Origin of the sequence: Gluconobacter sp. P5B12 (assembly GCF_018812035.1) — a bacterium.
Lineage (GTDB): Bacteria > Pseudomonadota > Alphaproteobacteria > Acetobacterales > Acetobacteraceae > Gluconobacter.
In genome coordinates, this window is the sequence record NZ_JACRVV010000006.1 from 200,856 (window position 1) to 225,986 (window position 25,131).

The window sequence follows — 25,131 nt, forward strand, 5'->3', positions numbered from 1 at the left end:
TTGAGAGAGGAGGAAAACTCGGTGTTGACTATGGCCCTGAACGCGTCATTTTTTGTGCAGATAAACAGACAATATCAGGAGGCTGAGCACGACGAGTGGGGCAATCGCGTGAGAGTATTCGCCATGGAAGACCACCGTGGCGATCGCTGAAGCCATAATGCAACCGCCAAGGACGCTACCAACAATCCGGCTCGCCGATCGCGCCATCAAAAGGGCGGAGGTTAACTCAAGGCATCCGGTTACCAAATGGAACCAGTGCGGATAGCCCCATCGCGCGTACTCTTCTGCAATGGTCTTTGGCGCCATAATATTCCCGGCAGCTCCTATAAGAAAGAAGCCCACCAGAACATACGCTAGAACCTGTTTCGCTGTAATATTACGCATGATCTGTCTCCTGAGCTGCGGAAAGAAAAAGCGAGACGGCCAGAGAAACCGTGCTTCTGTCCTGCTCTTCGGTCGTGCAAGGGCCACCACTCAGCAACTGCAACTGGGCCTCCCCGGTGACCATATGGATGAAAGCGTAAGCCAGTCCTGACGCATCTAATGCAGATCGAAGTTTGCCCTGCTCCTGCTGCCTCCGGATCCAGGCGGCAAGGACTGATTTTGCGTTATGATGACCGGCGAACCGTATGGTCTGCGAAAGTTGGGGAAACCGCTTTCCTTCCGCGATCATTAGGCGGTGCAGTTCAAGTACGCGGGGCTGTTTGATGATATGCAGGATTTCTGCACCGAACTTTTCCAATGTTTGTCGGACGCAGCGATCTTCCAATATGAGGCTTTCAAGCGGCGCAGCCAGTTTTACGCACTCTTCCGCGATAACGGCTGAAAAAAGCCCTTCCTTGCCCCCAAAGCGCTCATAGATATTGCGTCGCGATCCGCCGACCTTCTGGATGAGCATATCCATGGAAGTGGCTTCATAACCATGCTTAAGGAAAAGCTCGGTGGCAGAGTACGTAAGTCTTCTGAGGCGCTCGACACCCTTGGGGTGCAATCCCTTTTCGGACGCAAGAGGGAAGGGGAGATCACTAGCCACCATATTCAAACAAGCCCTTCATGCTTTTGAAAGGTATGGTAATATACCGTACCATAATTACAAGAGGCTAGTGCGTGAACGGTTTGCCATCACCATCCTGGTTATGAACCTGAGTTTTCCAGGTATCAGGGCTCACCCGTCAGGTTATGCCATAGGAGGAATGGATCCCTGAAGTTTTGGGAACGTGTTCAGCATCAACTCGACATCAAATATGAAACATACGGTATTAAAGATGCTTAACGAACACGTGCTGATCGGTTGTAAAATGTTTGGTTTTCCGCAGGGGCAGTCGTTTTACCCTTAACAGCATGGACAATTAAAGCATCCGAAACTCGACTGATTGGCATGGGTCATTGGACCGCATCATAGATGGCCGAAATACAGGTTTCTACCGCCTGTCCCCTTAAGGTCTTCGGCCGCTTGGCAAGCCCCGTATCAACAAGACGTCCGATAACACTGGCCCTTCCGATAAGCGGTATACGCGTCATCATCGCAAAATCAGATTTGTAAGGACGTCCGTGAGCTTGCCAAATGGTGGCTGAAGCAGTGTCGCCGCATTGAAACGGCCCTGTCGGTACACACCACGGGCATGTGTGAGCGCGACGAAGCCTTCCTTTCCATGATATGCTCCGATGCCACTGTCTCCCACGCCGCCAAAGGGCAGATCGTCTTGCACATAATGCATCAATGTGCCGTTGATCGTCACGTTGCCTGAAATGGTGCGTTTCAGAAGCCTGTCGCGTTCAGCGCGGTTGTTGCCAAAATAATACAGGGCCAAGGGCCGGGGACGAGCATTAATGAAGGCGATTGCTTCATCATAGGTCCTGTAGGTCAGCACAGGCAGGAGAGGTCCGAAAATTTCCTCCTGCATCACCGCTATGTCAGGCTGGGCATTTAGTATGAGAACGGGCGACAGAACATGACTGGCGGTTGAATCGCTACCCATCCTGATGACCTGTGCGCCATGCTCCTCAGCATCACGGATCAGACCGCTCAATCGCTCGTAATGATGCGTGTTGAGAATTGCAGTATAATCGGGAGAGCCCACATAACCGCCCGGATGCAGCTTCTTCACGGCGGCCTGATAGGCCGCAGTAAAAGCGTCCTTATCGCCTTCATGCACCAGCACGTAATCCGGCGCGATACAGGTCTGTCCCGCATTGGTCAGCTTTCCGAACGCCACACGGTCTGCCACCCGCTGCATGGAAAAACCGGGCTCGATCACTACGGGAGATTTGCCGCCCAGTTCGAGCGTGACGGGCGTCAGATTGCGCGCCGCAGCCTCAGCGACCTTCTTGCCGACGGCTGTACTGCCAGTAAACAGGATATGATCGAAGGGTAGAGCCGAAAACGCAGCCCCCACCTCGCTACCGCCAGTCACGACAGAAACTTGTTCGGGTGTAAAGACAGCCCGAACAATCTCTTTGATCAACGCAGATGTTGCGGGCGTGAACTCCGACGGTTTGAGTATGGCGCGGTTGCCGGCGGCAATAGCCGTTGCCAATGGTACGAGAGCCAGAGAAACCGGATAATTCCACGGGGCGATAATTCCTACGACGCCCACCGGTTGCCGGGTTATCCAAGCGCTACCGCACTGGAAATAGGCCGATATATGGCGGCGTTCCGGCTTCATCCAATGCCCCAGATGCACGATCATGTAATTGATCGACCGCACTAGCGGGATCAGTTCCACAATGGCGCTCTCGCGTTCGGACCGCTGGCCGAAATCTGCTTTCAGGGCGCGCACGATGTCAGTCCGCCGCTTCAGGATCTCGGCTTTCAGACAACGCAGATGGGTCCGGCGCTGTTTCAGGTCAGGTGGTCCGGCATGCAGAAACGCAGCACGCTGGCGGTCGAGAATGCGGCGCAGCTCGGCAGGCGTAACATCGGACATTGCGTCCTCCATGTTTACAAGGGAAACTTATGCAGGCAAGATATTGAGCATGACGTTCCAGTGTCAATAAAAGTTTCTTCTGTAAACATGAGCCTCACGAATGAGTGAAACCAAAGACCAACCCTATCATCACGGTGATTTACGCCGCGCTCTGATCGACACGGCGTTAGCCATGCTAGCAGCAGATCAGAACTGGACCTTCACCTTGCGGGAGGTGGCTCGGCGCACGGGAGTCAGCCATGCAGCGCCTTACAAGCACTTCCGCGACAGGGAAGCGCTGCTTCGGGAACTAGCCCGAATTGGGTTCGTCAGGCTTGAAAAGACTATGACCGAGGCCATGCGCCCGGATCTTCCTTCCACACGCGCGCAATTCATGGCCGCAGCGCAGGCCTATATCGGGTTCGCCTGTCAAAACCCCGGACTTTATCGTCTGATGTTCAGTTCTGATGCGGATAAAACGATAGATCCGCAGTTACATGACGCGGCCATGAGCACATTTGGAATTCTTCTGAGACTTCTGGAAAACGGACAGCGAGACGGGAGTTTCCGGACAGTCGCCATAAGTGCGCAGGCAGCAGCAAGCTGGGGGCTGGTGCATGGTCTCGCCATGTTGGCGATCAGTAACCAACTACTGGAAGAGAAGGTCGGGTCAGCGCCAGTCCCCGCCGCACTGGATGTGCTGCTTGACGGCATATGCTGCCGCAATTGACTCAGCTATCGCACGATATACGTAATCCTTCATCGCTTTTAAAACGTCCAGCAGCCGTTGGGACAATCAGTTCTTGAGCATATTAACCGTTTTGCCGCTCGTGATCATCACATCGAAAAACGGCCTCTTGTACCGCCAACCCCTCGTCTGAGCCGGGCTAAAGCACAATTATGACTGTCTTTTCTCACTCCTTTAGCATCGGCAGATCATAAGAAATGTTCTCCTGTGATCTGCCGATCGATCCCATGAGGACATTCTGGTTCGTACGTCCAACCACGGCGCCTCTGTGATGCAGGCCCGAATGGAGAAATACGAGAATATCCTTCATGACATGACTTCTCTGGAAGGGCTTATTGTGCGGAGAGGGCGACCTGATAACGCTGTTCGACCATCTCCCAATCCACTAGGTCCGTAAGGAAAGCCTCCACGTATTTCGGGCGCATATTGCGATAATCGATGTAATAGGCATGTTCCCATACATCACATGTCAGCAGCGCTGTTTGCCCATGTACCAGTGGAGTATCGGCATTGGCGGTCTTTGTAATAGCCAGTTTTTCACCGTCGTGCACCAGCCAGCCCCAGCCGCTCCCGAACTGAGAAACGCAGGCATTTTTGAATTGGGCCGTGAATGCATCCAGAGAACCGAAATCCGCGATAAGCTGCTTTTCCAAGGCGCCGGGGATAGATCCACCGCCTTTTGCTTTCATGCTCTGCCAGAAAAAGGAATGGTTCCAGTGCTGGCCTGCCTGATTGAATAATACTTTCTGGGCGGCATCCTGAGCCGATTTTCGGATTACCTGGTCCAGATCAAGTCCCTGATATGAACCGCTGGCGGTCAGTTCGTTCAGCTTGTCGACGTAGGCCTTATGATGCTTGCCATGATGATACTCAAGTGTCTCGGCTGACATGTAAGGCGCCAGCGCGTCCAGAGCGTAAGGTAGCTCGGGAAGTTTGAACATTTTCTCTCCAATTCTGTTTGACTAGACCCTCGTCTATGAGGGGTCTCCTTGGGGTGGGACGTCTTCCAGTGAGGTTTGTGCTGCGTAGCCAGAAATCCGATAAACGGCGAGCGCCACAGTTCGGGCATTAAGCACCAGCATCTGGGTTTCCTGCTGCTCGGACAGCGCACCGCCCTTACACCCCATCAGTGCAACAACGGCGGGGCGCAGCTGCTCCACGCAGACCAATCGAGCCCGCATGGGCAGGCTAGGCAGTTCGGCTAGGCGAATTAGTTCTGTACAAGCGCGACGCAGAAAGAGAACTGCATGATCAGGCTTTTTCTCCACGACATACAGATCGGATAAATTATGGCAGGAAACGACAAAAATAGTGGGGGCCGAAAGATGCAGCCCTGTTTCCTGAAAATGATCCAGAAGTTCGGAGGCTTTCGTCATGGCGTGCGCATAAAGAGTCCGTGCCTGTTCATGATCGTGAAGTAGGTAAGCCTGATTTGCCTGCTGGGTCAGCTCCTGCCAACTGATACTGGGTTCTGATAACTGATCGAACTGCGACATTTTTACGACACTTCGTTCCATGGAGCTCCACCACCTAACGCTAGGAAATAAGCAATCACTTTACTTTATGCAATATGCTATATTTATATGCGTATTGAAACCGCATTGGTAGGTCCAGTTGCCCACAGATTCATGAAGTTGCTACGCGGCAATTGGTTGATAATTTTACGGTATAAAATCGTGGTTAATGTGTGTCCGTTCGTACCAAGTGATAAATATTTAATAAATATATTTAAATTTAATAGAAATCTGTTCGATATATAAAATTAATATTTATAAATAATTATATTTTTATATTAAATGTTATATGTATACTACATCGTCCATTATGGCATCAAATAACTTGATAATTTCATTTAACTACAAGACGTTATTATCCGGTTTGCGAATGGGCCGGGCGATATGCCTATCATATCTCGTTCGGAAACGGTCTTCCGTAATGATAATCTGTTCCTATTCAAGATAACGCAGCAGTTCTGCTTTGCCTTCAACACAGAAACCCGCAGCGTATAGCCTGCGGGTTTGAGAAGAACACTCATAAGAATGCTCCCGGCTAGGTTTGGTATAGAACCGTTTAGAGACGTCACGCGAATGCCAATATGATCAAATGTCAGGTCAGAAAAGTTCATTATTGGCCCTCATTTCCAGGTCAACCACGGTTTTCTGGAATGGAACAAATCACTCCAGACTTTCTACTTGAGGCAGCCAAACAGCAATCACGTTATATTCGGACAAATCGACATCGCCCGCCTCTTCCTCGAGGGGATCAACGTGAGTGTATAATGATCCAAAGCACAATGCCTTTCGCTCTGCCCAAAACGCAGAGCGAAAGTCCATCACCCAGAACCGTTAATCAGCAGTTGCTCGGTTCCTCTAGATGGCCCAGTTGCTTTTTATCGGTATTTTTGCCACTAGCATGTCGCCCATTTCAATGTGCATTAGAACAATTCTCTAGAATGAGAATTTTCATGGGAGCTAAACGGGGAACATTTTCGTATTATTGGCTAGGAAGGGAGGGGTATATAAAGTTTACTCCCATTCGATCGAAAGCGCTTTTCACAGTATTAGCCAACAAGGTGCAGGTTGTAAGTGGTCCAACACCATCCGGAACTGCGGTAACCGTATGCGCGACACCTTTGACAGATTTGAGGTCGACATCTCCCACAACACGCCCCTCATCCGGGCAATAGCTGATCCCGATGTCGATGAGACAACTTTTTGGCTTGATCCAGTCCGCAGTGACTAATCTGGCTTTTCCTACCGCTGAAAAGAGAACATCCGCTTTCCTGCAATGCGACTTGATGTCCTGAGTATCGATGTGAACAACAGAAACCGTCGCGCCGCGATCCAGAAGAAGCATGCTCAAAGGGCGCCCGACAACGGGCGAACTGCCAATGATGACACAGTCTTTTCCGCGCAGATCTCCAACGAGATGTTCTGCCGCCATTAAGGCGCCTGTTGCCGTGCAGGGCTCGAAGTATGGAGTTCCATTCATGATGCTTCCAAGATTGAGTGGATGGAGACAGTCCACATCTTTCTCCGGGGGAAGAGCGTCTATGATGGCTTGGCGGGAAATTTCTTCCGGGAGTGGGAAAAGGATCAGAATTCCGTCTATCTTCTTGTTAGCGCCAAGCTCTCGGACTGTTTGGCAAAAATTGCTTTCGTTTTGTCCCGCAACGTCAACAACTTGTAGGTTAACGCCGGCTTGTTCCGCCAGTAAGTCAATGCGGCGCAGATAGGCCGATGGGCCTGCGTCAGAAGAGCCTATGACGACCGTCAGAGTGGGCGTATGGTCCAGAGTTTTCTGCTGTGAGCGGATCTGTGCTTTGAGGCCGGCCAAATAGTTTTGGGCAAGCTCAGAAGTATGCAAGATGATTGTCATTTGTGGGTCTCACAGGGCGCTGACAAGATAGGTCGCGCATCGCTGAAGGTGGGGAACCAGATCCTTCTGAATCTGTGTCATGGAGTATCGACTGGTTGGAAAGACGATGCTGAGCGCACCAGCAATTTGGCCATTTACATTAAAGGCAGGCACCCCAAGGGCACGCAGATCGCTTTGCGGAGACACATCTCTCAAGGCGAAACCCTGAGAGTGAACGTCTTTAAGACTCTTAGCCACGCGTGCCGCTTCTGTTTCAGAAAGGCCTGAGGTGGCCAGTATGGTCTGTTGTCTGATCTCGGGTAAAAAGGCGCAAATGGCTTGGCCAGTTGCGGTTCTGGCAAGAGACATGCTGCTGCCGATAGTATGCCCGGACATTTCGGCAGATTTGTCTGCGGGATTATGGAAGACATAGATTGCCTCGTCTGCGTCCAGCAGAGCGAGAGAAATGGATTCTCCGATAACAATGGATTCAGCTCGCAGAACCGGCCCGACAAGATGACCGATGGAGCGACTTTGTAGAAAGCCAAGCCCCAGTTTCAAGGCGCGTGCTGTGAGTCTGTATCGCTGATCAATGCTCCGGACATATCCCAGGGATTCCAACGTTCTGACAAGTCGCCGCGTGGCAGCCCGTGTATGACCGACCAACCGAGCAATGTCGGCAACAGTCATGTCTGTCTGACCATTTTCAAATGCTCGCAGAACTTCAAGACCCTTAACAAATGTCAGGGAAATCTCGGTATCGGGCACAGGCGAGGGTTGATCCATGGACAAATCCGTTCTTGGACAAAAAACTATGCGTAGACGTTACGAATATCATTGCAGGCTGAAAATGATTATGCCTAAAATAATTATAACGAACAAGAGTTCGAATATCGAACGAAACTCTTTTAATAGAACCAGAAAAACAGGAAGCACCGCGTGAAAATCCACGTCATTTTTGCCCATCCTCTGGAAGATAGCTTCAATGCTGCGCTGTTCAGGCTTGTTAAGCAGACGCTGGAAGCTGAAGGACATGAAGTCGACGCTCTGGACCTGTATCGGGAAAATTTCGATCCTGTACTCAGTCCACAGGATCGTATTGAATACCATGATGTCACCATCAATCAGCATCGCGTGGCAGATTACGTGAAGCGCCTTCAAAGTACGGATGTGCTAATTCTCTGTCATCCCGTATGGAATTTTGGCTGGCCCGCCATTCTCAAGGGATATTTTGATCGGGTTTTCCTGCCGGACGTCTCTTTCAAACTGATAGACGGAAAACTTTCTCCCGGTTTTACAAACATCAAAAAGGTCATGACTGTCACCACTTATGGTTGCCCAAGGCACCGTGCTTTCGTTCTTGGTGATCCGCCAAGGAAGAATGGGACACGCTTTCTGCGGGCTGTCATGAACCGCCGTGTTAGTGTCGATTACTTGGGGCTTTACAATATGAACAACACCACGTTGAAGGCCCGTCGGACGTTTATGAAAAAAATCGTTCGTCGTCTGAAAGCCATCTGAGACCTTTGCCAACCGGGGAGTAAATGCGGTGACTGCTCGTTTCTTTGACCTGGACGCCCTGGGCCTCACACTTCTAGAAGAGAGCAAGGGCAGGGCCGCAGCGTTGACGCGAAAGGGGATTATTCCCTGTCTGGCGCTAGTGGAGGTCGGCGATGACCCGCATAGCGCTACATACGTCAGTCGCAAAATTGAGGACTGCAAAAAGGTTGGGATTGCAGTCCAGAAGATTGTTTTGTCCGAAACGGTTACGCAGGCTGACCTTTTGGACCAGATCCTGCGGCTTGATAGAGACACATCTATTACCGGAATTTTGGTTCAACTTCCTTTGCCCGCACATTTGAATGAGGGACAGGTTCTTCAGGCGATCAGCGCCGAGAAAGATGTTGATGGTCTTCACCCTGTGAATTTGATGTCTCTGACGACATCAGATCCGTCTGTTATTCCCTGCACTGTGAGGGGAATTGATGCAGTGTTGCAGCAGACGGGCCTTGTCCTGGAAGGGGCAAATGTCTCTGTTTTGGGGCGAGGGCGCCTTGTCGGAGGTCCGGCGACACTCTTGCTTTCTGGAAAGAGCAGGAATGCAACCGTTACGTCATTGCATCGTAAGAGTAGAAATTTTAAGGATGTGCTTAGGAATTCCGATGTCATTATAGCAGCAGCGGGTTCAGCGCATCTTGTGACACCTGATATGGTTCGCGCCGGAGCGGTGGTCATTGATGTTGGCATGAGCTGGCCCGAAGGCTCTTTGCAAGGCGATGTTCACCCTGCGGTTGCTGAGATTGCGAGCTGGATGACCCCGCCTGATCGAAGCTTTGGCGTGATGACACGCATGATGCTTCTCAAAACCGTTCTGGACCTCGCGGAAAAAAGGATTGCTGCATGACTGTATCGGTCGGCCGAGTGCGTGCGGAGCTCATGAAGGAAAGCTCCATTGAGCTTCTGCCGTCCCGTATTCTGGAGCTTTCGGGTGTTCTGCCCGATCTCGCCTGTGGGTCGAGGGTTTTCGTCACCTGGCTTCCAGGTGTTCCCTTTGCAGACGTCTTGGCTGCCTGTGACCTGCTAAAACTATGTGGCTATCTACCTGTTCCTCATGTAGCGGTCCGCTCTATCCGCAATAAAGACCATTTGCAGGAAATCTGCACTGCGTTGAGTGAGCGGGATATTCCGCGGATGCTCCTGATCGCAGGGGGAGCAGAGAAACCTGCTGGCATCTTCGCGGATACAGTACAGGTTTTGGAAACAGAGATCCCTGTTCGCACGGGCATTCGCACTGTCTACGTTGCGGGGCATCCTGAAGGGCACCCGCAAGCCTCCGAGGCAACATTGCTGGAGTATATGCGCCGCAAACAGGATCTTGCACGGGCGCAGGGTTTGAATATGCAGATCGTAACGCAGTTCTGCTTTGATGCTGCTCCAGTCCTTGCTTGGGAGAAACGGCTAAGGGAAGAGGGCATTACACTGCCAATCAACCTGGGAGTTTACGGGCTGACAACGCCAAAAACGTTGGTGCGGTATGGTCTGGCCTGTGGTGTTGGGCAATCTTTGCGTTTCATGCAGCGTCAACGTTGGAAACTTCATCGCTGGTTTATGCCGTGTAATCCGCTGCCTCTTGTGGATGCCGTTGCCCGAGAAGTTGCCGAAACACCTAACACCAATTTCCGCGGACTACACTTTTACCCGTTTGGAGCGATTGCTCGCACGCTGGAGTGGCGTCGTACACTTTCTCTCAGCACTGGAGACCATTCATGACAAAAAAACTGTCGGGCCTGACATGTGCGGCGGGTGCGCTTCTATTGGGGCTTGGAGGGTGTTCAACATCACCGCATGCGTCCTCTTCAAATCTCCCGGTTGATGACCGGTACGGTGACGGGGGCGTGAGTGCCTTTTACAGGGCCACTTCAGCTACTCCGCCAATACCGGGACAGCTGATACAGCATGAAGAAATGGATCCGACCAAACTCCCTCAAGGAGCCAGTCATGGGGTCAGGATCCTGTACTCTGCCAATAATGGGATGAAAAAAGGCGATCTCGTAACGGTTTCAGGGCAGGTCCTTTTCCCAAAAGGTCAACCGCCAGCCGGGGGATGGCCTGTTGTCGCCTGGGAACATGGAACAACGGGAATTGCGGATGTCTGCGCTCCATCATGGCGCGGCTATTCGAGCCGGGATAAGGCTTACCTCTCACGTTGGCTGTCTGAGGGGTTTGTTGTTGTCGCGACCGATTATCAAGGTTTAGGGACACCGGGACCGCATCCATATCTGTTTTATCGCCCCGAAGGGTACAGTGTTCTGGACGGGCTACGAGCTTCCCTCAAAGGTTTTCCCGACGAGATCCGGAACTGGATTGTGCTCGTTGGGCAGTCTCAAGGCTCTGGCGCAGCGCTGGGAGCAGCGTGGCTGGCCCCCTCATATGCTGCTGAGTTGAATATTCATGGTGTGGTTGCAACGGGTCTCGTGACAGGCTTTGCTGTGCCGCCCGGAGCCAGACATGCTCCCATCCCCGAAGTCTATACAGATGCTAGCAAAATGGATTCCGCATTTGCCATGCTTCGGGTCGAAGGTTCTGATCAATCTTTACAGCCCGAAACAGACAGTCATACGGTCATGACAAGCGCGGGGCACCACATGTCCCAGATTGCCCGACATGCGTGCCTTCATGATCTTTTCGACAAGGCGGATCAGTTAAAAGTGCAGAGTAGTGCACTGTTCAACGAGAAGCTTTCTGCTTTTGAAGCAGGCCATGATGCAGCATTCACGATCCCGAACGCGAAGATCAGCTTTCCCGTTTTTGCCGGGACAGGTCTGGCCGATGATGAGGCCGGGGTGAACGGGCAGTATAACGCTGTGGCAGCCATGTGCGATGCAGGAACGCATGTCTTCTGGAAGCGCTATCCGGGCATGACCCATAATGGTGCAGTCAATGTGTCTCTCAAGGACTCCGTTCCCTTTGTGAAGAGACTTCTGGCTGGCCAAAAGCCTCAGCAGAACTGCGCTTCAATCAAGCCTCCCGGACCTGTAGAGGCAGCCCTTCCGAATGTTCCATGGAATAACTGAATCGACTGAATAGCCCTTAGCCGGACCCGTGGCCGGCCTTTTCAAGGATATGAGACTATGCAGACCACGAGCGACAGATCAGGCTATCATCTCTTTCTTGTTTTGGTGATTTACGTTTATTCGGCAGTATCCATGGCCGTTGTCGGACTGGTGGTTCCGTTTATCAGTGCGATTGCGGAAGCTCGACATGTTTCTCCGGGACCTGTGGGCACCAGTTTGTCCTTCTTTTCCGTGCCCGCAGCCTTCACATCCTTCCTGTTCGGCATGGTGGTTGACCGTATTGGCGTAAAGCGCGCCTTTCCAATTTCCATTGTTCTTACGTTGATTGGTGACAGTCTTCTCCTATCAACATCCACGTTGTGGAGCCTACGGATCGGGCTTATGTTGTGTGGATGTGGGTTTGCGTTTGCGACAGCGGGTTCTCCGGTGTTGTTTATGCGCTATCTGCCGGAAAAAAGTCGCTCCAAAGCTTTGGCATTTTGGTCCACTTTTGCCCCGGCCGGATATTCAGCCGGTCTTCTGCTCGCCATTCCTTTTTTGAATGGGGGACGCTGGCAGGCAGCCTGCACGGCCCATATGGCGCTGATGGTTGTTATTCTTGCTGTTGGTGTTCTGACACTAGCTGGCTTGAAAGAGCCGCCGGTTGTCTTGACTGAAAGCGGTCCGGCCAAGCGACTGTCACCTTGGCTGGTCACGGCTCTCGGGCTGTCAGTAACGCTCCCGAATGGGATTGCTTATGGAACCAGTTTGATCGCGCCGTCTTACCTTGCGCGCGTTCACCATGTGAGTTTGGCTGCGTCTGCCGCAGAAGTCGCGATCATCAAGATTGTCGTCATGCTGGCTGGTGGGCTGATTGTCAGTCTGTGTGTCGGAACGGAGCGTCGTTCCCGGGTGATGTTCTGCATCATGGCGGCTATTGGCATGCTGGCTCAATGGCTGCTGCTTTTCCCGGGAAGCACGATGCTGGTCGCGTCTGCCGGGCTATTTCTTTGGACATTCGCCTATAGCGGCCTAAGTGGTGCAGGGATGTCTTTGCTGCCGGTGGTTGCGACAGACAGGAAGACCCGTGGCGTTGTTGCAGGCACGGTCGGCCAGTTTATTTCCGTCTCGGCAGTTCTGATGCCTTACCTGTACTTCTCAACAACGCTCTGGACCAGTTATGCCCTGTTTGCGTTCTGCGCCCTGGGAATGGGTTGCCTGACAATTTTCCAGGTCAGGCAACGTAAGGCGCTGGCTTGATCTTTAAAGGGCAGCACCAGTTACTGTGGTACTGCCTTTCGATTCAGTCGCCGCAAAATTAGCCTTCAGGCGTTCCAGAAGATAGTTCTGGGCCGAGATCGGAGCATATTTCTTCTCTGGCCCCTGAATGATTGCATCCCGATTGGCTTGGCAGAAAAAGGGGATGGAGAGACGCTCACCAAGATATTCGCCCGGTTGTGGCATGCGAACACGATGAAGCGTGGACAGTAGCTTGTCGTCGCTCCACCGCATCAGCATGTCACCAATATTGCAGGTCACATATCCTGAGACGGGTTCAACGTCGGTCCATGCCCCGCTCTTTGCATCCTTCCCAGGGCAAACCTGAAGGCCGCCTTCGCCTGTTCGCTGATGAAGAAGTGTCAGGCAATCAAAATCCGAATGGGCGCCTGCACGCCAGCGTTTGAAGTCCTCCGGCAGAGCATTCTCCATGCTCATATAATGAATGAGACGCAGGGTGCACTGGTAGTCAGAAGAGGACGGGTCGTGCAGTTCGGTGAAGAACTTTTCGTCAAATCCGAGTTTGATGGCAAAGCAGGACAGGATCTTCATACCCAGAAGCCAGTTCTGGTGCTCGAAGTGAGACAGGAATTCCTTGAAGTTCGGCGCGTCATGCTCTGTTGGCCATAGAGCCGCCATTCTGGGAAGGGTGATCTGAAATGATTCTTTATGGTCAGGTGTACCTGTTGAGGGCCGCACCTGTTCCTGAAACTCCCATCCGGCGTTCGTACCAGGTTTGAGGGGAAGGCGGGCCTTTGCCTCTTTAGGGAGGGCAAAGAAGGCTGTTGCCAGTGAAAACGCTCGATCTATGTCGTTCTGCGGAATGCCGTGATTATAAACCTGAAAAAAACCGATTTCCGTGGCTGCAGACCAAAGTTCGTCGGCAATCTGGTATTTCCGCTCTTCAAAAGAGGACAGATCGATCCTGGGAATTTGACGGGCGATATTCGTCCCCATTCCGCCAATATGGCGTTCGGTTTCAAGTTCGCTCAGACCTGTCGGGACCATACTCGTTTTCTCCATAAACGTATTGAAGACAACAGAGACGGAACTACGGCAGGGTGAGGGGCTATAGCGATCAATCATGGCAAATGCCCCCAACCAGAGCCGTGATCCGGATCTGTTGGAGCAATGCCCAAAGCCTGTAACAGGGCTTCGACCGCTTCTACTCGTTTTCAACACAAAACATGGTGGGCATTTGCCTGTCAATTATAAAAGCCGTTCTCATAAAAGCATTTCAATATTCTCAAATTAGGCACTTTCATGAAAACCATTTCGATTCATAAACTATGATTGAATGAAGAATGGAGAACGCTCCGTATGTCCAGGATGTCTCTCAGTCGCAGGCAAACCCTTTTGGGGTTGGCTGGAAGTCTCGGCGAATTATCCATGCCGCTCACCAGTAGGGCGCAAAATGCGGGGACGCCCGTCAAGCTTATAACATCCTGGTATGCACAAGCTGAGTTTGGTGGGTTTTATCAAGCTCTAGCCAAGGGGTATTACGCACAGGAAGGACTGAACGTTACGATAGAGGCTGCCAGCCCGCAAATGAATGTTCCTCAGCTTCTGGCTGCCGGCCGTGCAGATTTCATTACTGGCTACGACTTCCAGCTTCTTTCCGCCGTCGCCTCTGGAATTCCTCTTGTTGCGGTAGCCAGTACATTTCAGCACGATCAGCAGGGCCTGATGACTCATGCTGGCGTCAAGGATCTCAGCCAGCTCCGTGACCACCCAATTCTGATAGCAGCGTCTTCCCATGCGACGTTCTGGCCATGGCTCAAAAATCGCTTTGGTTACAGGGAAGAGCAGGCGAGGCCTTATTCTTTCAATCTCCAGCCATTTTTTCTAGATCAGGAAATGGCCGTTCAGGCTTATGCATCCTCCGAACTGTGGGATGCCAGACAGAAAGGAATGCCGGTCGAGTTTTTCCTGTTCAAGGATCTGGGTTATCCGCCCTATGGCGCCCCTATGGTCACCACTCAGCAGATGGTTGCGACGGATAAAAAAAAGGTAAGCAGCTTTGTAAAAGCGTCTTTGATGGGATGGCGGGATTATTTTCAAAATCCCAATCCGGGGAATGCTCTGATCCTCAAAGCTAACCCCAACATGACGCTGGAGCACTTGGCTTTCGGCTATGCGGGGCTGAAAAAAGCAGATGCTCTGTCATCCCCAGATGTCAAAGAGCGAGGTCTTGGCGCGATGACGCTTGCCCGGTGGCAGGCCACACGGGACTTTATGGTCAGCCAAAACCTTTTGCCAGCCGATGCTGACTGGAAAAGTGCCTTCACCACAGAGTTTGTGGATACTCTCCGGGTGATGCCAGCATGAGCTTACTGATACAGAATATCGGTGGAATTTTAACTGGACTACGCGGCGATGCCGCTAGACGTACCGGTGACATTCGCATTCGCGACGGCAGGATCACTGAAATCGGTCGTTTGGCACCTGGCTCTGGAGAGAAGGTTCTGAACGCCAAGGGAGGAATTGCAACTCCCGGGCTTATAAGCACGCATCATCACCTTTTTCAGAGTGTGCTCAAAGCGGTTCCCACGGCCATTAATAAGCCATTGGAGCCATGGCTTCGCCTTGTGCCCAATACTTACTGGAACCGCATAGATGAGCGGGCGCTCAATGTGGCGGCCCGGGTTGGAATGGTGGAACTGCTCTTGTCAGGATGCACGACGGTCGCTGATCATCATTATCTGTTTGCAGATATGTATGCATATGATCCGGCTGCCGTTCTGTTTGAAGCCGCTGAAGATCTGGGTCTGCGCTATGTTCTGGCACGTGGTGGCACCACGCGCGCCAGGAAATTTGATACGGACGATATTATTCCAGCCCCGACGGAAACGCTGGATGTGATGATGAAACGTGTCGAAGGGCTTGTCGGCCGGTATCATCAATCGGGCCCGAACGCGAAACGCCGAATTGCTCTGGCCCCTAACACACCAACCTGGGGCGTCACGCCGGACGAGCTTCGGGAAATGGCTATCGCTGCCCGAAGTATGGGTATTTCGCTACACTCGCATCTGTCTGAAACGGAGAACTATGTCCGGTTCTGTCTGGAAACTTACGGAATGCGACCCCTTCAGTTTGTTGCCGAGCATGGTTGGGTTGGAGAGGACGTCTGGTTTGCGCATCTGGTTCATCTTGATGAGAGCGAACTAGCGCTTATGGCCCAAACCGGGACCGGTATGGCGCATTGTCCTCAGAGTAACTGCCGCCTTGGTTCAGGGATCGCGCCTGCACCAGCCTTGGACGCTCTGGGCGGGCGCGTATCGCTGGCAGTTGATGGGGCAGCATCCAATGAAGCCTGTGACATGGGGGCAGAGATGCATTGTGCGTGGATGATTCATCGCGCAGTTCACGGTGCTGATGCTGTTACGGCCGAGGATGTTATGCGCTGGTCAACATCCGCGGGAGCGCAAATCCTGGGGCTTCCTGATGTCGGCCGAGTTGAGGTCGGCGCAGCGGCGGATCTGGTTATTTATGGTCTGGATGCACCCAGATGTGCTGGATTGCATGATCCACTGATTGCTCCGGTCGTGTCAGGTGCCACAACTGTACGTCATGTCCTGATGGATGGTGTGCCCGTGGTAGTGGATGGTTCTATTCCCGGACTGGATCTTGAGGCTTTACTGGCAGAGGCTCGTGACGTTGTGGGTTGTCTTACGCGTGCCTGAAGAAACCTGTGCCAACTCAGCATGGGTACAGTTCAGCGGGACTTCCTGTTAGAGTGGATCAATCGTTTTGACGCTTTGATTCTTCTGTCTCGACAAGGACCTGCAATGCTTACCTGTGTTGGTTACGCGGCCTCCAGCCCGACATCTCCCTTGGCTCCCTTCGCTTTTGAGCGCCGTGACTGCGGTCCTTTGGACGTGCAGATTGACATTACCCACTGCGGTGTCTGTCACTCTGACATCCATACCGCACGGAGCGAATGGGGGCCTGCTTCTTATCCATGCGTGCCGGGGCATGAGATTATTGGACATGTCAAAGCGGTTGGCCCAGACGTAACACGCTTTAAAGTCGGTGACCGTGTGGGCGTGGGGTGCATGGTGAATTCATGTCGAACCTGCGCGTCCTGCGAGGCTGGTCTGGAGCAGTATTGTGATACCAGTCCAACATGGACATACAACAGCCCCGATCCGGCATTCCCGGCAGAAGGCGCCTACACGTTCGGCGGATATTCGCGCGCTATCGTTGTCGATGAAGGTTTCGTCCTGCGTATTCCTGAAAATCTTGATCCGGCGGCGGCAGCACCATTACTTTGCGCCGGGATCACGACATGGTCTCCGTTGTCTCACTGGAAAATTGGAGCCGGGCATCGTGTTGGTGTTGTCGGGCTTGGTGGACTTGGCCATATGGGGGTCAAATTTGCCGTTGCGCTTGGTGCCGAAGTGACCCTGTTCACAACGTCTCCGAGTAAAGTTGAAGATGGGAAGCGACTTGGTGCACACCGGGTTGTCATTTCCCGCGATGAACAAGCGATGGCTGCCGAGGCTAACCGCTTTGATTTCATTCTTGATGCTGTGTCGGCAGATCATGACATCAATGCCTACCTGTCCCTGCTGAAGCAGGACGGACATATGGTGCTTGTAGGACTGCCGGAAAAGCCGATGTCTGTTGGGGCGTTCAGCCTTGTTGCCAAGCGCCGTAGTCTGGCTGGCTCCGCTATCGGCGGTATTCAGGAAACGCAGGAAATGCTTGATTTCTGCGGGCAGCATAACATCGTCAGTGACGTGGAAATCATTCGGATGGATGAGATCAATCAGGCGTATGAGCGCGTCCTGCGTTCAGACGTCAAATACCGCTTCGTGATCGATATGGCGTCCATGCCAGACAGCATCGCAGGCTGAAACCTTAGGGAGGGGAGGTGGTAGCAAGAAACTCCCAGCCTCCTTCCTAAGAAAAGCTTTACTTCTGGAGTTTCTACCCAACGGGAAGACATGATTTTAGAATGAATCATCACGTTGCGACGTGTCGGGCGGAACTGGTTGCCGTCCTGACTACACTCCAGAGCGGAACACCAGAAGTTCTGACCGTTCAGAACGGAGCCTGCTTACCTGCCGGTGCCTTGGAAACGGAACACTCATCACTGCAGCGTGGTGTGCGCCATTGGGTAGAAGAACTTACGGGGTTCCGCCTGGGCCATGTTGAGCAACTCTATACGTTCGGCGACTCTGTTCCTGCTGAAACTGAACGGCTTGTGCGTATTTCCTACATGGCTTTGACGCGCGACAGTGGTGATCAGGCGGGATGGAGGGGATGGTATCAGTACTTTCCCTGGGAAGACCGCCGAACAGAAGGGAGTGTTACGCTTCTCAAGTCCATTGAGCGAGCACTTCTTGAGTGGGCTGCCCATGAGGAGGAGAGGCTGGACCGCTGCAAGGTCACGTTCGGTTTAAACGGAGAAAGCTGGAACGACGAAGCCGTGCTGGAGCGTTATGAGCTACTATGGGAGGCTGGTCTGGTCCAAGAGTCACCCCATTGTAGCGCCGGGCTGGGAGAGACTCCCATGCTCTGGGATCATCGGCGTATTCTCGCAACGGCGATGTCTCGTTTAAGAGCAAAAATTCGTTACACGCCTGTCGTGTTCGAGCTTGTGCCCGAAGAATTTACGCTTCTTCAACTCCAACAGGCGATGGAAGCCCTTTCGGGGCGTTTGATGCACAAGCAGAATTTTCGTCGATTGGTACAAAATCAGGATCTGGTCAGCGAAACCGATCGCTACGAGAGCGGGGTTCAGGGAAGACCTGCGCGGCTTTACAGGTTCCGGAAGGACAATTCTGAAAACTGCTATCTGACAGGGGCCAAGCTTCCACTGGGAACCTTCTCCTGAAAACGTGTTGACCGACAGGCTTGTGAATACTGTAAGATACATTATGCTCAATGGGAGCATAATGTTATTACGGAGTCCGTCATGGGCCGTCAGCATGTCTTGGAAAGCCGTGACAGGCTTTACGAACCTGTCTCCCGCCTGATGGCGCGGGAGGATTGGGAACGTTTATACGCGGATGACATCGAGGCTATTCTTCGCCTGAAACGCGAACGAAATGCGGTTATTCTGGCTCATAACTATCAAACGCCGGAAATTTTCCACTGTGTCGCGGACATCCGCGGAGACAGTCTGGCTCTGGCTCGTGATGCCCAGAACCTCGATGCAGACATCATTGTCATGGCGGGCGTTCATTTCATGGCGGAAACTGCCAAGCTGATGAATCCCGACAAGACGGTTCTAATTCCGGACGATCGGGCTGGCTGTTCTTTGGCAGAGAGCATAACGGCGGAAAACGTCCGGGAGATGAAGCGGCGCTATCCGGGAGTTCCGGTTGTCACCTACGTGAACAGTACAGCGGAAGTGAAAGCGGAAACAGACGTCTGCTGCACATCCGGCAATGCTAAACGCGTTGTGGAAAGCCTGGGTGTTCCGCGCGTTATCATGATTCCAGACGAATTTTTGGCTCAAAACATCGAGAACGAAACAGGCATCGAAATGCTGACCTGGGCGGGTCATTGTGAAGTGCATGAACGCTTTACACCGCAGGAAATTCGGCAGTATCGGCGAATTCATCCAGGTGTGACGGTCATAGCGCATCCTGAATGCCCGCCAGACGTGGTTGCCGAGGCGGACTATTCCGGTTCCACCGCCAATATGATTGACTACGTCGCGACCCACCGCCCGGAAAAAGTGTTGCTGGTGACAGAATGCTCGATGAGCGACAATCTGGCCGCGCTGAATCCGGAAACCGAGTTTGTTCGCCCGTGTAATCTTTGCCCACACATGAAGCGCATTACGTTGGCAGGAATCCGCAGAGCGCTCGAAAAACTCGAAACTCCGGTAACCATTCCGTCCGAGCTTGAAGGGCGAGCCCGCATGGCGGTCGAGAGAATGCTGGCAATCTAATTGTGAAGGACATTCTTTTAAGTCACCTCGCTGGGCAACCCGTTATCGTAGGGGCAGGACTGGCAGGTCTTTCCGCTGCCCTGCACCTTCGCCAGCCCTGTGTTGTTCTCAGCCCGGCTCCGTTAGGGCACGAGGCGGCGAGTTCTTTGGCTCAGGGGGGAATTGCAGCCGCAGTTGGAGCAGAAGATTCACCGGATCTGCACGCTCAGGACACGTTAGCCGCAGGTGCCGGCCTCAGTGTTTCCCACATAGTGAAACTGATTACGAGCTCGGCACCTGACGCCATCAGGACCTTGCTCGAGTGGGGCGTCCCTTTTGCAAAGAAGGGCGAAGCACTGGACCTGCATCTGGAGGCCGCCCATTCCAGACACCGTATTCTCCATGTCGGCGGAGATGGAAGCGGTTCTGCGATCATGCAGACGTTGATAAAGCGTGTTCGAAGTCTCGATACCGTCACTGTTCTGGAAGGAGCGCGATTAGAGGGCTTGGTTACGGAGGAAGAGCGCCTTGTTGGAGTCAGAACCTCACAAGGTTTTCTGTCCACCTCATGCTGCGTCATCGCCTCCGGAGGCATTGGCGCTCTTTACGACTGTACCACTAGTCCTGAAACATTGACCGGGAACGGTCTGGCTTATGCTGCACGTGCCGGCGCCAGATTAATCGATATGGAATTTACCCAGTTTCATCCAACAGCTCTTAAAGGCGTCGGGCAGACTGGCCGCAGACCTCTGGTGAGCGAAGCGGTACGCGGGGCGGGTGCTCGTCTGGTCGATGAAACTGGAAACAGATTTACGGAAGAACTCCAGCCACGCGATATCGTCGCGCGAGCGATTTCGGCTCATATTCAAAGCGGACACGACGTTTTTCTGGATGCGCGGGCAATAGGAAAAACGCCCTTTAGTCTGAGGTTTCCGGGCATAAAAGCGTCATGCATGGCCATGGGGATTGATCCGGACGCACAGCTCATCCCGGTCAGTCCAGCAATGCACTATCACATGGGTGGCCTAGATGTTGATGAGCAGGGGCGTACCTCTGTGCCGGGTCTGTGGGCCTGCGGAGAAGCGGCTTGTACCGGCCTTCATGGCGCTAATCGCCTGGCGAGTAATTCATTGCTCGAAGCCTTCGTAACCGGGAAATGGGTCGCAGAAAGCATCGACAGCAGCATGCTTCCAAAGGTGCCGTTCGGGACGATTGTGCCGCGCGAAGTCAGCAATGCTCCTGCTGTGCATGATTTGGCCTCACTCATGAGCCAGTATGCCGGACTGCTCAGGGACGAGCGTGGATTGCAGGCCCTTTTTGAAACAATTCTTCCTGATATCCACGTTAGTAATGAAGCGCTCATTGCCGCGTTCGTTGCATCGTCTGCCCTGAAACGTAAGGAGAGCCGTGGAAGCCACTGGCGCACGGACTTTCCAAGTCAAACGATGCCTAACCGAACTGTGCTGACCATAACTGATCTTCCTTCGCCATAAGGACACATTGCATGACCTTTCAGACCTTTCTGCCTGATCTTCTCTGGGAACCTGTAGTTCGTGCCGCGCTTGTTGAAGACCTGGGAACGGGCGGAGATCTGACGACACAGGCTCTTCTTGATCCTGAACAGCCCCTTCAGGCAGTTTTTCGTGCAAGACAAAACGGCGTTCTGGCTGGGTTGCAGGGGGCCCACCTTGCATTCAGTCTTCTTGACCGCAAGGCTGAGTTTATTTCTCACAGACAGGATGGCGACAGGATTGGGGCCGGGGATGTCCTGGCCGTCATTGACGGGTCTGCGAGTACGGTTCTGGCAGGCGAACGCACGGCGTTAAATCTACTCTCGCACCTGAGCGGTATCGCTACAGCGACGCGGGCGATCGTGGATGCCGTTCATGGCACGGAGGCTCGGATCTGCTGTACACGCAAAACGCTTCCTGGCCTTAAAGCGGTTCAGAAATATGCGGTACGTGCAGGTGGTGGTGCCAGTCATAGATATCGGCTTGATGACGCCATCCTGATCAAGGACAATCATCTGGCTTTATGCGGGGGCGTCTCAGCAGCTTTGAAGGCGGCGCGTCAGCGGGCGGGGCATCTGATGAAGATTGAGCTGGAGGTCGATACGCTCGATCAGCTCGAAGAAGCCCTCGCGGCTGGCGGAGCAGATGCTTACCTTCTCGATAATATGGGTGTGGAAACACTTCGTAGAGCTGTCAGACTTATCGATGGTCGCGCTATTGCTGAGGCATCCGGTGGAATTACACCGGAGACGGCACGCCCGATTGCAGAGACCGGGGTGGACGTTTTGTCGTTGGGCTGGCTTACACATACGGTCAAAGCGCTGGATATCGGCCTTGATATAAGCGGCTAAGCTGGTTTTTCCGGCAAGAGCATTCCAAAGTATGCTCTTGCCGAGAGTATGACTGTGTCCGTCAGGCCAGGACGTTGCCCATGGCAGGGTCTGTGATGCTCGTTTGTCCGGTTTCTACATGCCCGGCAAATCGAGCTTGATTGCCCGGTTCATCGGAGCAGGAGAGAACAAGATCATACCAGTGATGACTGGCATCGAGATCAACGGAGACGGATGCCGACTGATTTCCTTCAAGGGTAAGAAAACGGTCTTCCGCACCATAAGCGTTATCCTGGATCCTGACCTTCTTTTCTGTGGACGCAGTATTCTTGAGGTTTAGGACCAGATTGCCGGTTCGAGCGTCTCCCCGCGCTTGAACGTGGATATCCATAGGTTTCGCGTTCTGGAAGTAACGCGCAAAACCATTTGGCCCGAGAATGGTAAAGTCGTGCTGTCCTGCGCTCTTTATTTTCCAAATGTCAGTGATGGCTTTTCCCGGCTCCAGAGTATGCCGGCGAGGGGTCTCCTCGGTTCCGTCACGATAAACGTAAAAACACGCCCCGGATGTGCCGTCATTGCGGATTTCGAAAGTCACGCTGTCTGCACTGGTCTCCAGGAGGTCTGCAGAGAGTTTGTATGGCAGTGGTCTTGCCAAGCGTGCCCCTCGTTCCTGGTTGCCGATATCGTCGAGGGTGCTCTGATGAGGAATAACGGGCGAGGGAAGCTTGCAGGATGCGTCAGCAATTTTCCTGTAGGCGGCCGTGTCCGGAAGCGGCGGCTTAACCGTAGTTTTGCGCGAAAAATCGAACGCACTGGTTAAGTCGCCGCAGACTGCGCGGCGCCATGGCGTAATATTGGTTTCTTTGACGCCAAAACGGGCTTCGATGAAGCGTAGCACAGAGGTGTGGTCAAACACTTCGGAGCAGACAAAGCCCCCTGTGCTCCAGGGAGAGATAACGAAAGCGGGTACACGCGGCCCCAGGCCATAAGGAAGATCGTCTGCCTTGTAGCGGTCTGGCCTGAAGCTCTGGAGATGATTGTGAATTTCGTCTCTGGTCGTCACCGTGCTCTGACCTGGGAGAACCGGTGTGGGAGGCTGTGGGGGCGGCATATGGTCAAAATACCCGTCGTTCTCATCATACATCACGAGAAAAACGGTTTTGGCCCAGACATCCGGATTTGCCGTCAGGGCATCGAGCGCGTGAGCAATAAAGGTTGCACCGTAGCCGGGCGTCCACCGGGGGTGTTCAGAATATGCCGCCGGAGGCAGGATCCATGACACCTGTGGCAGCCGATCCGCCAGAACATCCTGTTTCAAGTGATCAAGGGTTCGCGCAGTCATGGCGCGCTCATGCAGGGCTGATCCCGGCTTGGCGTCAGCGAAATTCTTGAAACACATCAAAACGTTTGTGCCGAAATTACCATTCTCAACATCGGCGCCAGACAGGCCCTGCTGGTAAACCTGCCATGACACACCGGCCTCCTGAAGGCGCTCAGGGTAGGTCGTCCAGGTGAAAGGCTCAGGCACTTTGGGATAAAAATCTCTGTCTACCCAATCCACATTGTCGAGGATCGGGCCACCGCCTGTCGCATTGGGATCAACGGTGCCAGACATGAGGTAAAAACGGTTGGGGTGTGTCTGGGTCGGTGTGGAGCAGAAATAGTGATCGCAGACCGTGAACGCGTCAGCCAAAGCGTAATGAAAGGGAATATCTTCCCGTGTGTAATAGCCCATCGTCATATCTTTCTTGTGACGAGGCCATTGGTTGTTCCAGCCTTTGTTGATCGCTGCGTGAGTAGGAGCCCAACTGTGGTCCAGATCAATCACGCATTCTGCACTGGTAGTTTGTGTCGGGAGATGGAACGGCGTGATCCAGCCATTTTCGGCTTTCTGCCGTTGCTGCCACCAGATCGGTTCGCGGTTTGGACCACGCACGACATGCCGGTCTCCATACCCTCGAACGCCTGACAGATGACCAAGATAGTGATCGAAAGATCGGTTTTCCTGCATCAGTACAACAATATGCTGGACGTCTTCGATCGTTCCTGTGTCCCGACGGGCAGGGATGGCACGGGCACGCTGAATGGATGGAAGAAGCGCACTCAGGGAAAAACCTGCTCCCAGACCCAGCACGCCGCGACGGTTCAGTTTTGTTGCCACCGTTGATCTCTTCCATACACTCGATTGTGATAAGACGCTTATCAGCCTCCGGAGATGAAATCATCAAGGAAATTCAGGATGTTTCATGTCACTTTTGTGAACGGGCATGGCGTTGAAGAGCGGACGTCGGCACCCGCAGGTGAATGCGCGGAAACAGGCCGCCGTTTGGTTCAGAGTGTGTTTGAGATTGACTTCGCCTATAGGGGCTTGAATGATTTGTGCTGGTTATTTGAGTAGGACACCATGACACAGGATGATGCACCTCCTTCCTCATCCCAACAGGGATTGGAAGAGGAAAACCACCCTCGCCGACGCGATGTGCTCGCGACAGTTACGCTGGGGATGGGCTGTGCAGGGGCCTGCGCGCTGGCATATCCGTTTCTCAACAGTTTGAATGGTACGCAGAGCAGTCGCATTGGCGAAGATGATACTGTTGAGGTTGATTGCTCGAAGCTGGCGCCGGGGCAGCAGCTTGTGGTGACGTGGCGTGGATGGCCGGTGTTCGTTCAGCGGCGCACACCAGAAATGCTGGCTTCGCTCCGTGTTCCTGAACTAGCGCATCGGCTGCGTGACCCAGAGTCCAAAATGCACCAGCAACCTCAGGATGCGATCAACTGGCATCGCTCTGTTGTGCCTGAGATTGGCGTTCTGATCGGGATCTGTACGCATCTGGGGTGTGTGCCATCTTTTGACGCGCCATCGTCAGGCGATCGATCCGGGAAATATGCCTGTCCCTGCCATGGGTCCCAATTCGATATCGCAGGGCGGGCGTATAAGGATGCGCCAGCGCCCTATAATCTTCCTGTTCCGCCCGTGACGATAATTTCTGATCAGCACCTTCTCATTGGGAAGAGTAAAGGCGATCCAGATTTTGATATCGCGACTATCCAGCAGATCTGAT

At 53.1% G+C, this 25,131-nt stretch carries 23 protein-coding genes; 14 read left to right on the forward strand and 9 right to left on the reverse strand.

The window, feature by feature from the left end; genetic code table 11:
- Positions 1 to 45: 45 nt before the first annotated feature.
- From KP702_RS11795 to KP702_RS11805, 3 genes are all read right to left on the reverse strand, one after another.
- Positions 46 to 384: a DoxX family protein gene (locus tag KP702_RS11795; RefSeq protein WP_202207872.1), complete on the reverse strand. Its 339-nt coding sequence runs from the start codon at positions 382 to 384 to the stop codon at positions 46 to 48.
- A complete protein-coding gene (locus KP702_RS11800) occupies positions 377 to 1,036 on the reverse strand; it encodes a TetR/AcrR family transcriptional regulator (protein ID WP_215768991.1) in 660 nt (219 codons plus the stop codon). The genes KP702_RS11795 and KP702_RS11800 overlap by 8 nt, the downstream gene beginning before the upstream one ends.
- A 484-nt stretch (positions 1,037 to 1,520) precedes the next feature.
- Positions 1,521 to 2,927 carry a coniferyl aldehyde dehydrogenase gene (locus KP702_RS11805; RefSeq protein WP_237389995.1) on the reverse strand — a complete coding sequence of 469 codons (1,407 nt, stop codon included), beginning with the start codon at positions 2,925 to 2,927 and terminating at the stop codon, positions 1,521 to 1,523.
- Positions 2,928 to 3,027: 100 nt separating this feature from the next.
- Here KP702_RS11805 and KP702_RS11810 point away from each other — a divergent pair, with 100 nt between their 5' ends.
- Positions 3,028 to 3,636, forward strand: a complete 609-nt coding sequence (locus KP702_RS11810) for a TetR/AcrR family transcriptional regulator (RefSeq protein ID WP_215768992.1) — start codon at positions 3,028 to 3,030, stop codon at positions 3,634 to 3,636.
- Positions 3,637 to 3,986: 350 nt separating this feature from the next.
- Here KP702_RS11810 and KP702_RS11815 read toward each other — a convergent pair whose 3' ends face one another.
- The 4 genes from KP702_RS11815 to KP702_RS11830 form a co-directional block, all read right to left on the reverse strand.
- On the reverse strand, positions 3,987 to 4,595 hold the full coding sequence (locus KP702_RS11815) for a superoxide dismutase (protein ID WP_202207868.1): 609 nt from the start codon (positions 4,593 to 4,595) through the stop codon (positions 3,987 to 3,989).
- A 33-nt stretch (positions 4,596 to 4,628) separates the two neighbouring features.
- Positions 4,629 to 5,171, reverse strand: coding sequence for a DUF2753 family protein (locus KP702_RS11820; RefSeq protein WP_215768993.1), 543 nt, complete (start codon positions 5,169 to 5,171; stop codon positions 4,629 to 4,631).
- 976 nt (positions 5,172 to 6,147) lie between these two features.
- Positions 6,148 to 7,032 carry a bifunctional 5,10-methylenetetrahydrofolate dehydrogenase/5,10-methenyltetrahydrofolate cyclohydrolase gene (locus KP702_RS11825; RefSeq protein ID WP_202207866.1) on the reverse strand — a complete coding sequence of 295 codons (885 nt, stop codon included), beginning with the start codon at positions 7,030 to 7,032 and terminating at the stop codon, positions 6,148 to 6,150.
- A 9-nt stretch (positions 7,033 to 7,041) separates the two neighbouring features.
- The gene (locus KP702_RS11830) at positions 7,042 to 7,797 is read right to left on the reverse strand and encodes an IclR family transcriptional regulator (protein ID WP_215768994.1); all 756 of its coding nucleotides are present in this window, start codon (positions 7,795 to 7,797) and stop codon (positions 7,042 to 7,044) included.
- A gap of 153 nt (positions 7,798 to 7,950) precedes the next feature.
- Here KP702_RS11830 and KP702_RS11835 point away from each other — a divergent pair, with 153 nt between their 5' ends.
- From KP702_RS11835 to KP702_RS11855, 5 genes are read left to right on the forward strand one after another with little or no spacing between them, the layout of a single operon-like run.
- Positions 7,951 to 8,532 carry an NAD(P)H-dependent oxidoreductase gene (locus KP702_RS11835; protein WP_202207864.1) on the forward strand — a complete coding sequence of 194 codons (582 nt, stop codon included), beginning with the start codon at positions 7,951 to 7,953 and terminating at the stop codon, positions 8,530 to 8,532.
- Positions 8,533 to 8,560: 28 nt separating this feature from the next.
- Positions 8,561 to 9,415 carry a bifunctional 5,10-methylenetetrahydrofolate dehydrogenase/5,10-methenyltetrahydrofolate cyclohydrolase gene (locus KP702_RS11840; protein WP_202207863.1) on the forward strand — a complete coding sequence of 285 codons (855 nt, stop codon included), beginning with the start codon at positions 8,561 to 8,563 and terminating at the stop codon, positions 9,413 to 9,415.
- On the forward strand, positions 9,412 to 10,281 hold the full coding sequence (locus tag KP702_RS11845; protein ID WP_202207862.1) for a methylenetetrahydrofolate reductase: 870 nt from the start codon (positions 9,412 to 9,414) through the stop codon (positions 10,279 to 10,281). Before KP702_RS11840 ends, KP702_RS11845 begins: the two co-directional genes overlap by 4 nt.
- A complete protein-coding gene (locus KP702_RS11850) occupies positions 10,278 to 11,585 on the forward strand; it encodes a lipase family protein (RefSeq protein WP_202207861.1) in 1,308 nt (435 codons plus the stop codon). Before KP702_RS11845 ends, KP702_RS11850 begins: the two co-directional genes overlap by 4 nt.
- A 57-nt stretch (positions 11,586 to 11,642) precedes the next feature.
- Positions 11,643 to 12,824: an MFS transporter gene (locus KP702_RS11855; RefSeq protein ID WP_202207860.1), complete on the forward strand. Its 1,182-nt coding sequence runs from the start codon at positions 11,643 to 11,645 to the stop codon at positions 12,822 to 12,824.
- Positions 12,825 to 12,827: 3 nt separating this feature from the next.
- Here the strand turns inward: KP702_RS11855 and KP702_RS11860 are convergent, their stop codons facing one another.
- Positions 12,828 to 13,865, reverse strand: a complete 1,038-nt coding sequence (locus KP702_RS11860; protein WP_202208012.1) for an isopenicillin N synthase family oxygenase — start codon at positions 13,863 to 13,865, stop codon at positions 12,828 to 12,830.
- 297 nt (positions 13,866 to 14,162) lie between these two features.
- On the opposite strand from KP702_RS11860, the gene KP702_RS11865 reads away from it, so the two are divergent.
- The 7 genes from KP702_RS11865 (at position 14,163) to nadC (ending at position 22,090) form a co-directional block, all read left to right on the forward strand.
- Positions 14,163 to 15,170, forward strand: coding sequence for an ABC transporter substrate-binding protein (locus KP702_RS11865; RefSeq protein WP_215768995.1), 1,008 nt, complete (start codon positions 14,163 to 14,165; stop codon positions 15,168 to 15,170).
- Positions 15,167 to 16,525, forward strand: coding sequence for an amidohydrolase family protein (locus KP702_RS11870; RefSeq protein ID WP_202207859.1), 1,359 nt, complete (start codon positions 15,167 to 15,169; stop codon positions 16,523 to 16,525). Before KP702_RS11865 ends, KP702_RS11870 begins: the two co-directional genes overlap by 4 nt.
- 105 nt (positions 16,526 to 16,630) lie before the next feature.
- Entirely contained in the window at positions 16,631 to 17,701 is a 1,071-nt protein-coding gene (locus tag KP702_RS11875; RefSeq protein WP_215768996.1) for an NAD(P)-dependent alcohol dehydrogenase, read from the forward strand.
- A 101-nt stretch (positions 17,702 to 17,802) separates the two neighbouring features.
- Positions 17,803 to 18,684, forward strand: coding sequence for an NrtR DNA-binding winged helix domain-containing protein (locus KP702_RS11880; protein ID WP_202207857.1), 882 nt, complete (start codon positions 17,803 to 17,805; stop codon positions 18,682 to 18,684).
- Between the two features lie 81 nt (positions 18,685 to 18,765).
- On the forward strand, positions 18,766 to 19,749 hold the full coding sequence (gene nadA, locus KP702_RS11885) for a quinolinate synthase NadA (protein ID WP_202207856.1): 984 nt from the start codon (positions 18,766 to 18,768) through the stop codon (positions 19,747 to 19,749).
- A 2-nt stretch (positions 19,750 to 19,751) separates the two neighbouring features.
- Positions 19,752 to 21,221: an L-aspartate oxidase gene (locus tag KP702_RS11890; protein WP_202207855.1), complete on the forward strand. Its 1,470-nt coding sequence runs from the start codon at positions 19,752 to 19,754 to the stop codon at positions 21,219 to 21,221.
- 11 nt (positions 21,222 to 21,232) lie between these two features.
- Positions 21,233 to 22,090 (forward strand): carboxylating nicotinate-nucleotide diphosphorylase, encoded by an 858-nt coding sequence (nadC, locus tag KP702_RS11895; RefSeq protein ID WP_202207854.1) that lies wholly within the window; start codon positions 21,233 to 21,235, stop codon positions 22,088 to 22,090.
- 61 nt (positions 22,091 to 22,151) lie between these two features.
- On the opposite strand, the gene KP702_RS11900 is transcribed toward nadC, so the two are convergent.
- Complete coding sequence (locus tag KP702_RS11900; RefSeq protein ID WP_215768997.1) at positions 22,152 to 24,230, reverse strand: phosphocholine-specific phospholipase C; 2,079 nt, start codon at positions 24,228 to 24,230, stop codon at positions 22,152 to 22,154.
- Between the two features lie 243 nt (positions 24,231 to 24,473).
- Between KP702_RS11900 and petA the strand changes: the two genes are divergently transcribed.
- Positions 24,474 to 25,130 (forward strand): ubiquinol-cytochrome c reductase iron-sulfur subunit, encoded by a 657-nt coding sequence (gene petA, locus KP702_RS11905; protein ID WP_202207852.1) that lies wholly within the window; start codon positions 24,474 to 24,476, stop codon positions 25,128 to 25,130.
- Position 25,131: the final 1 nt, after the last annotated feature.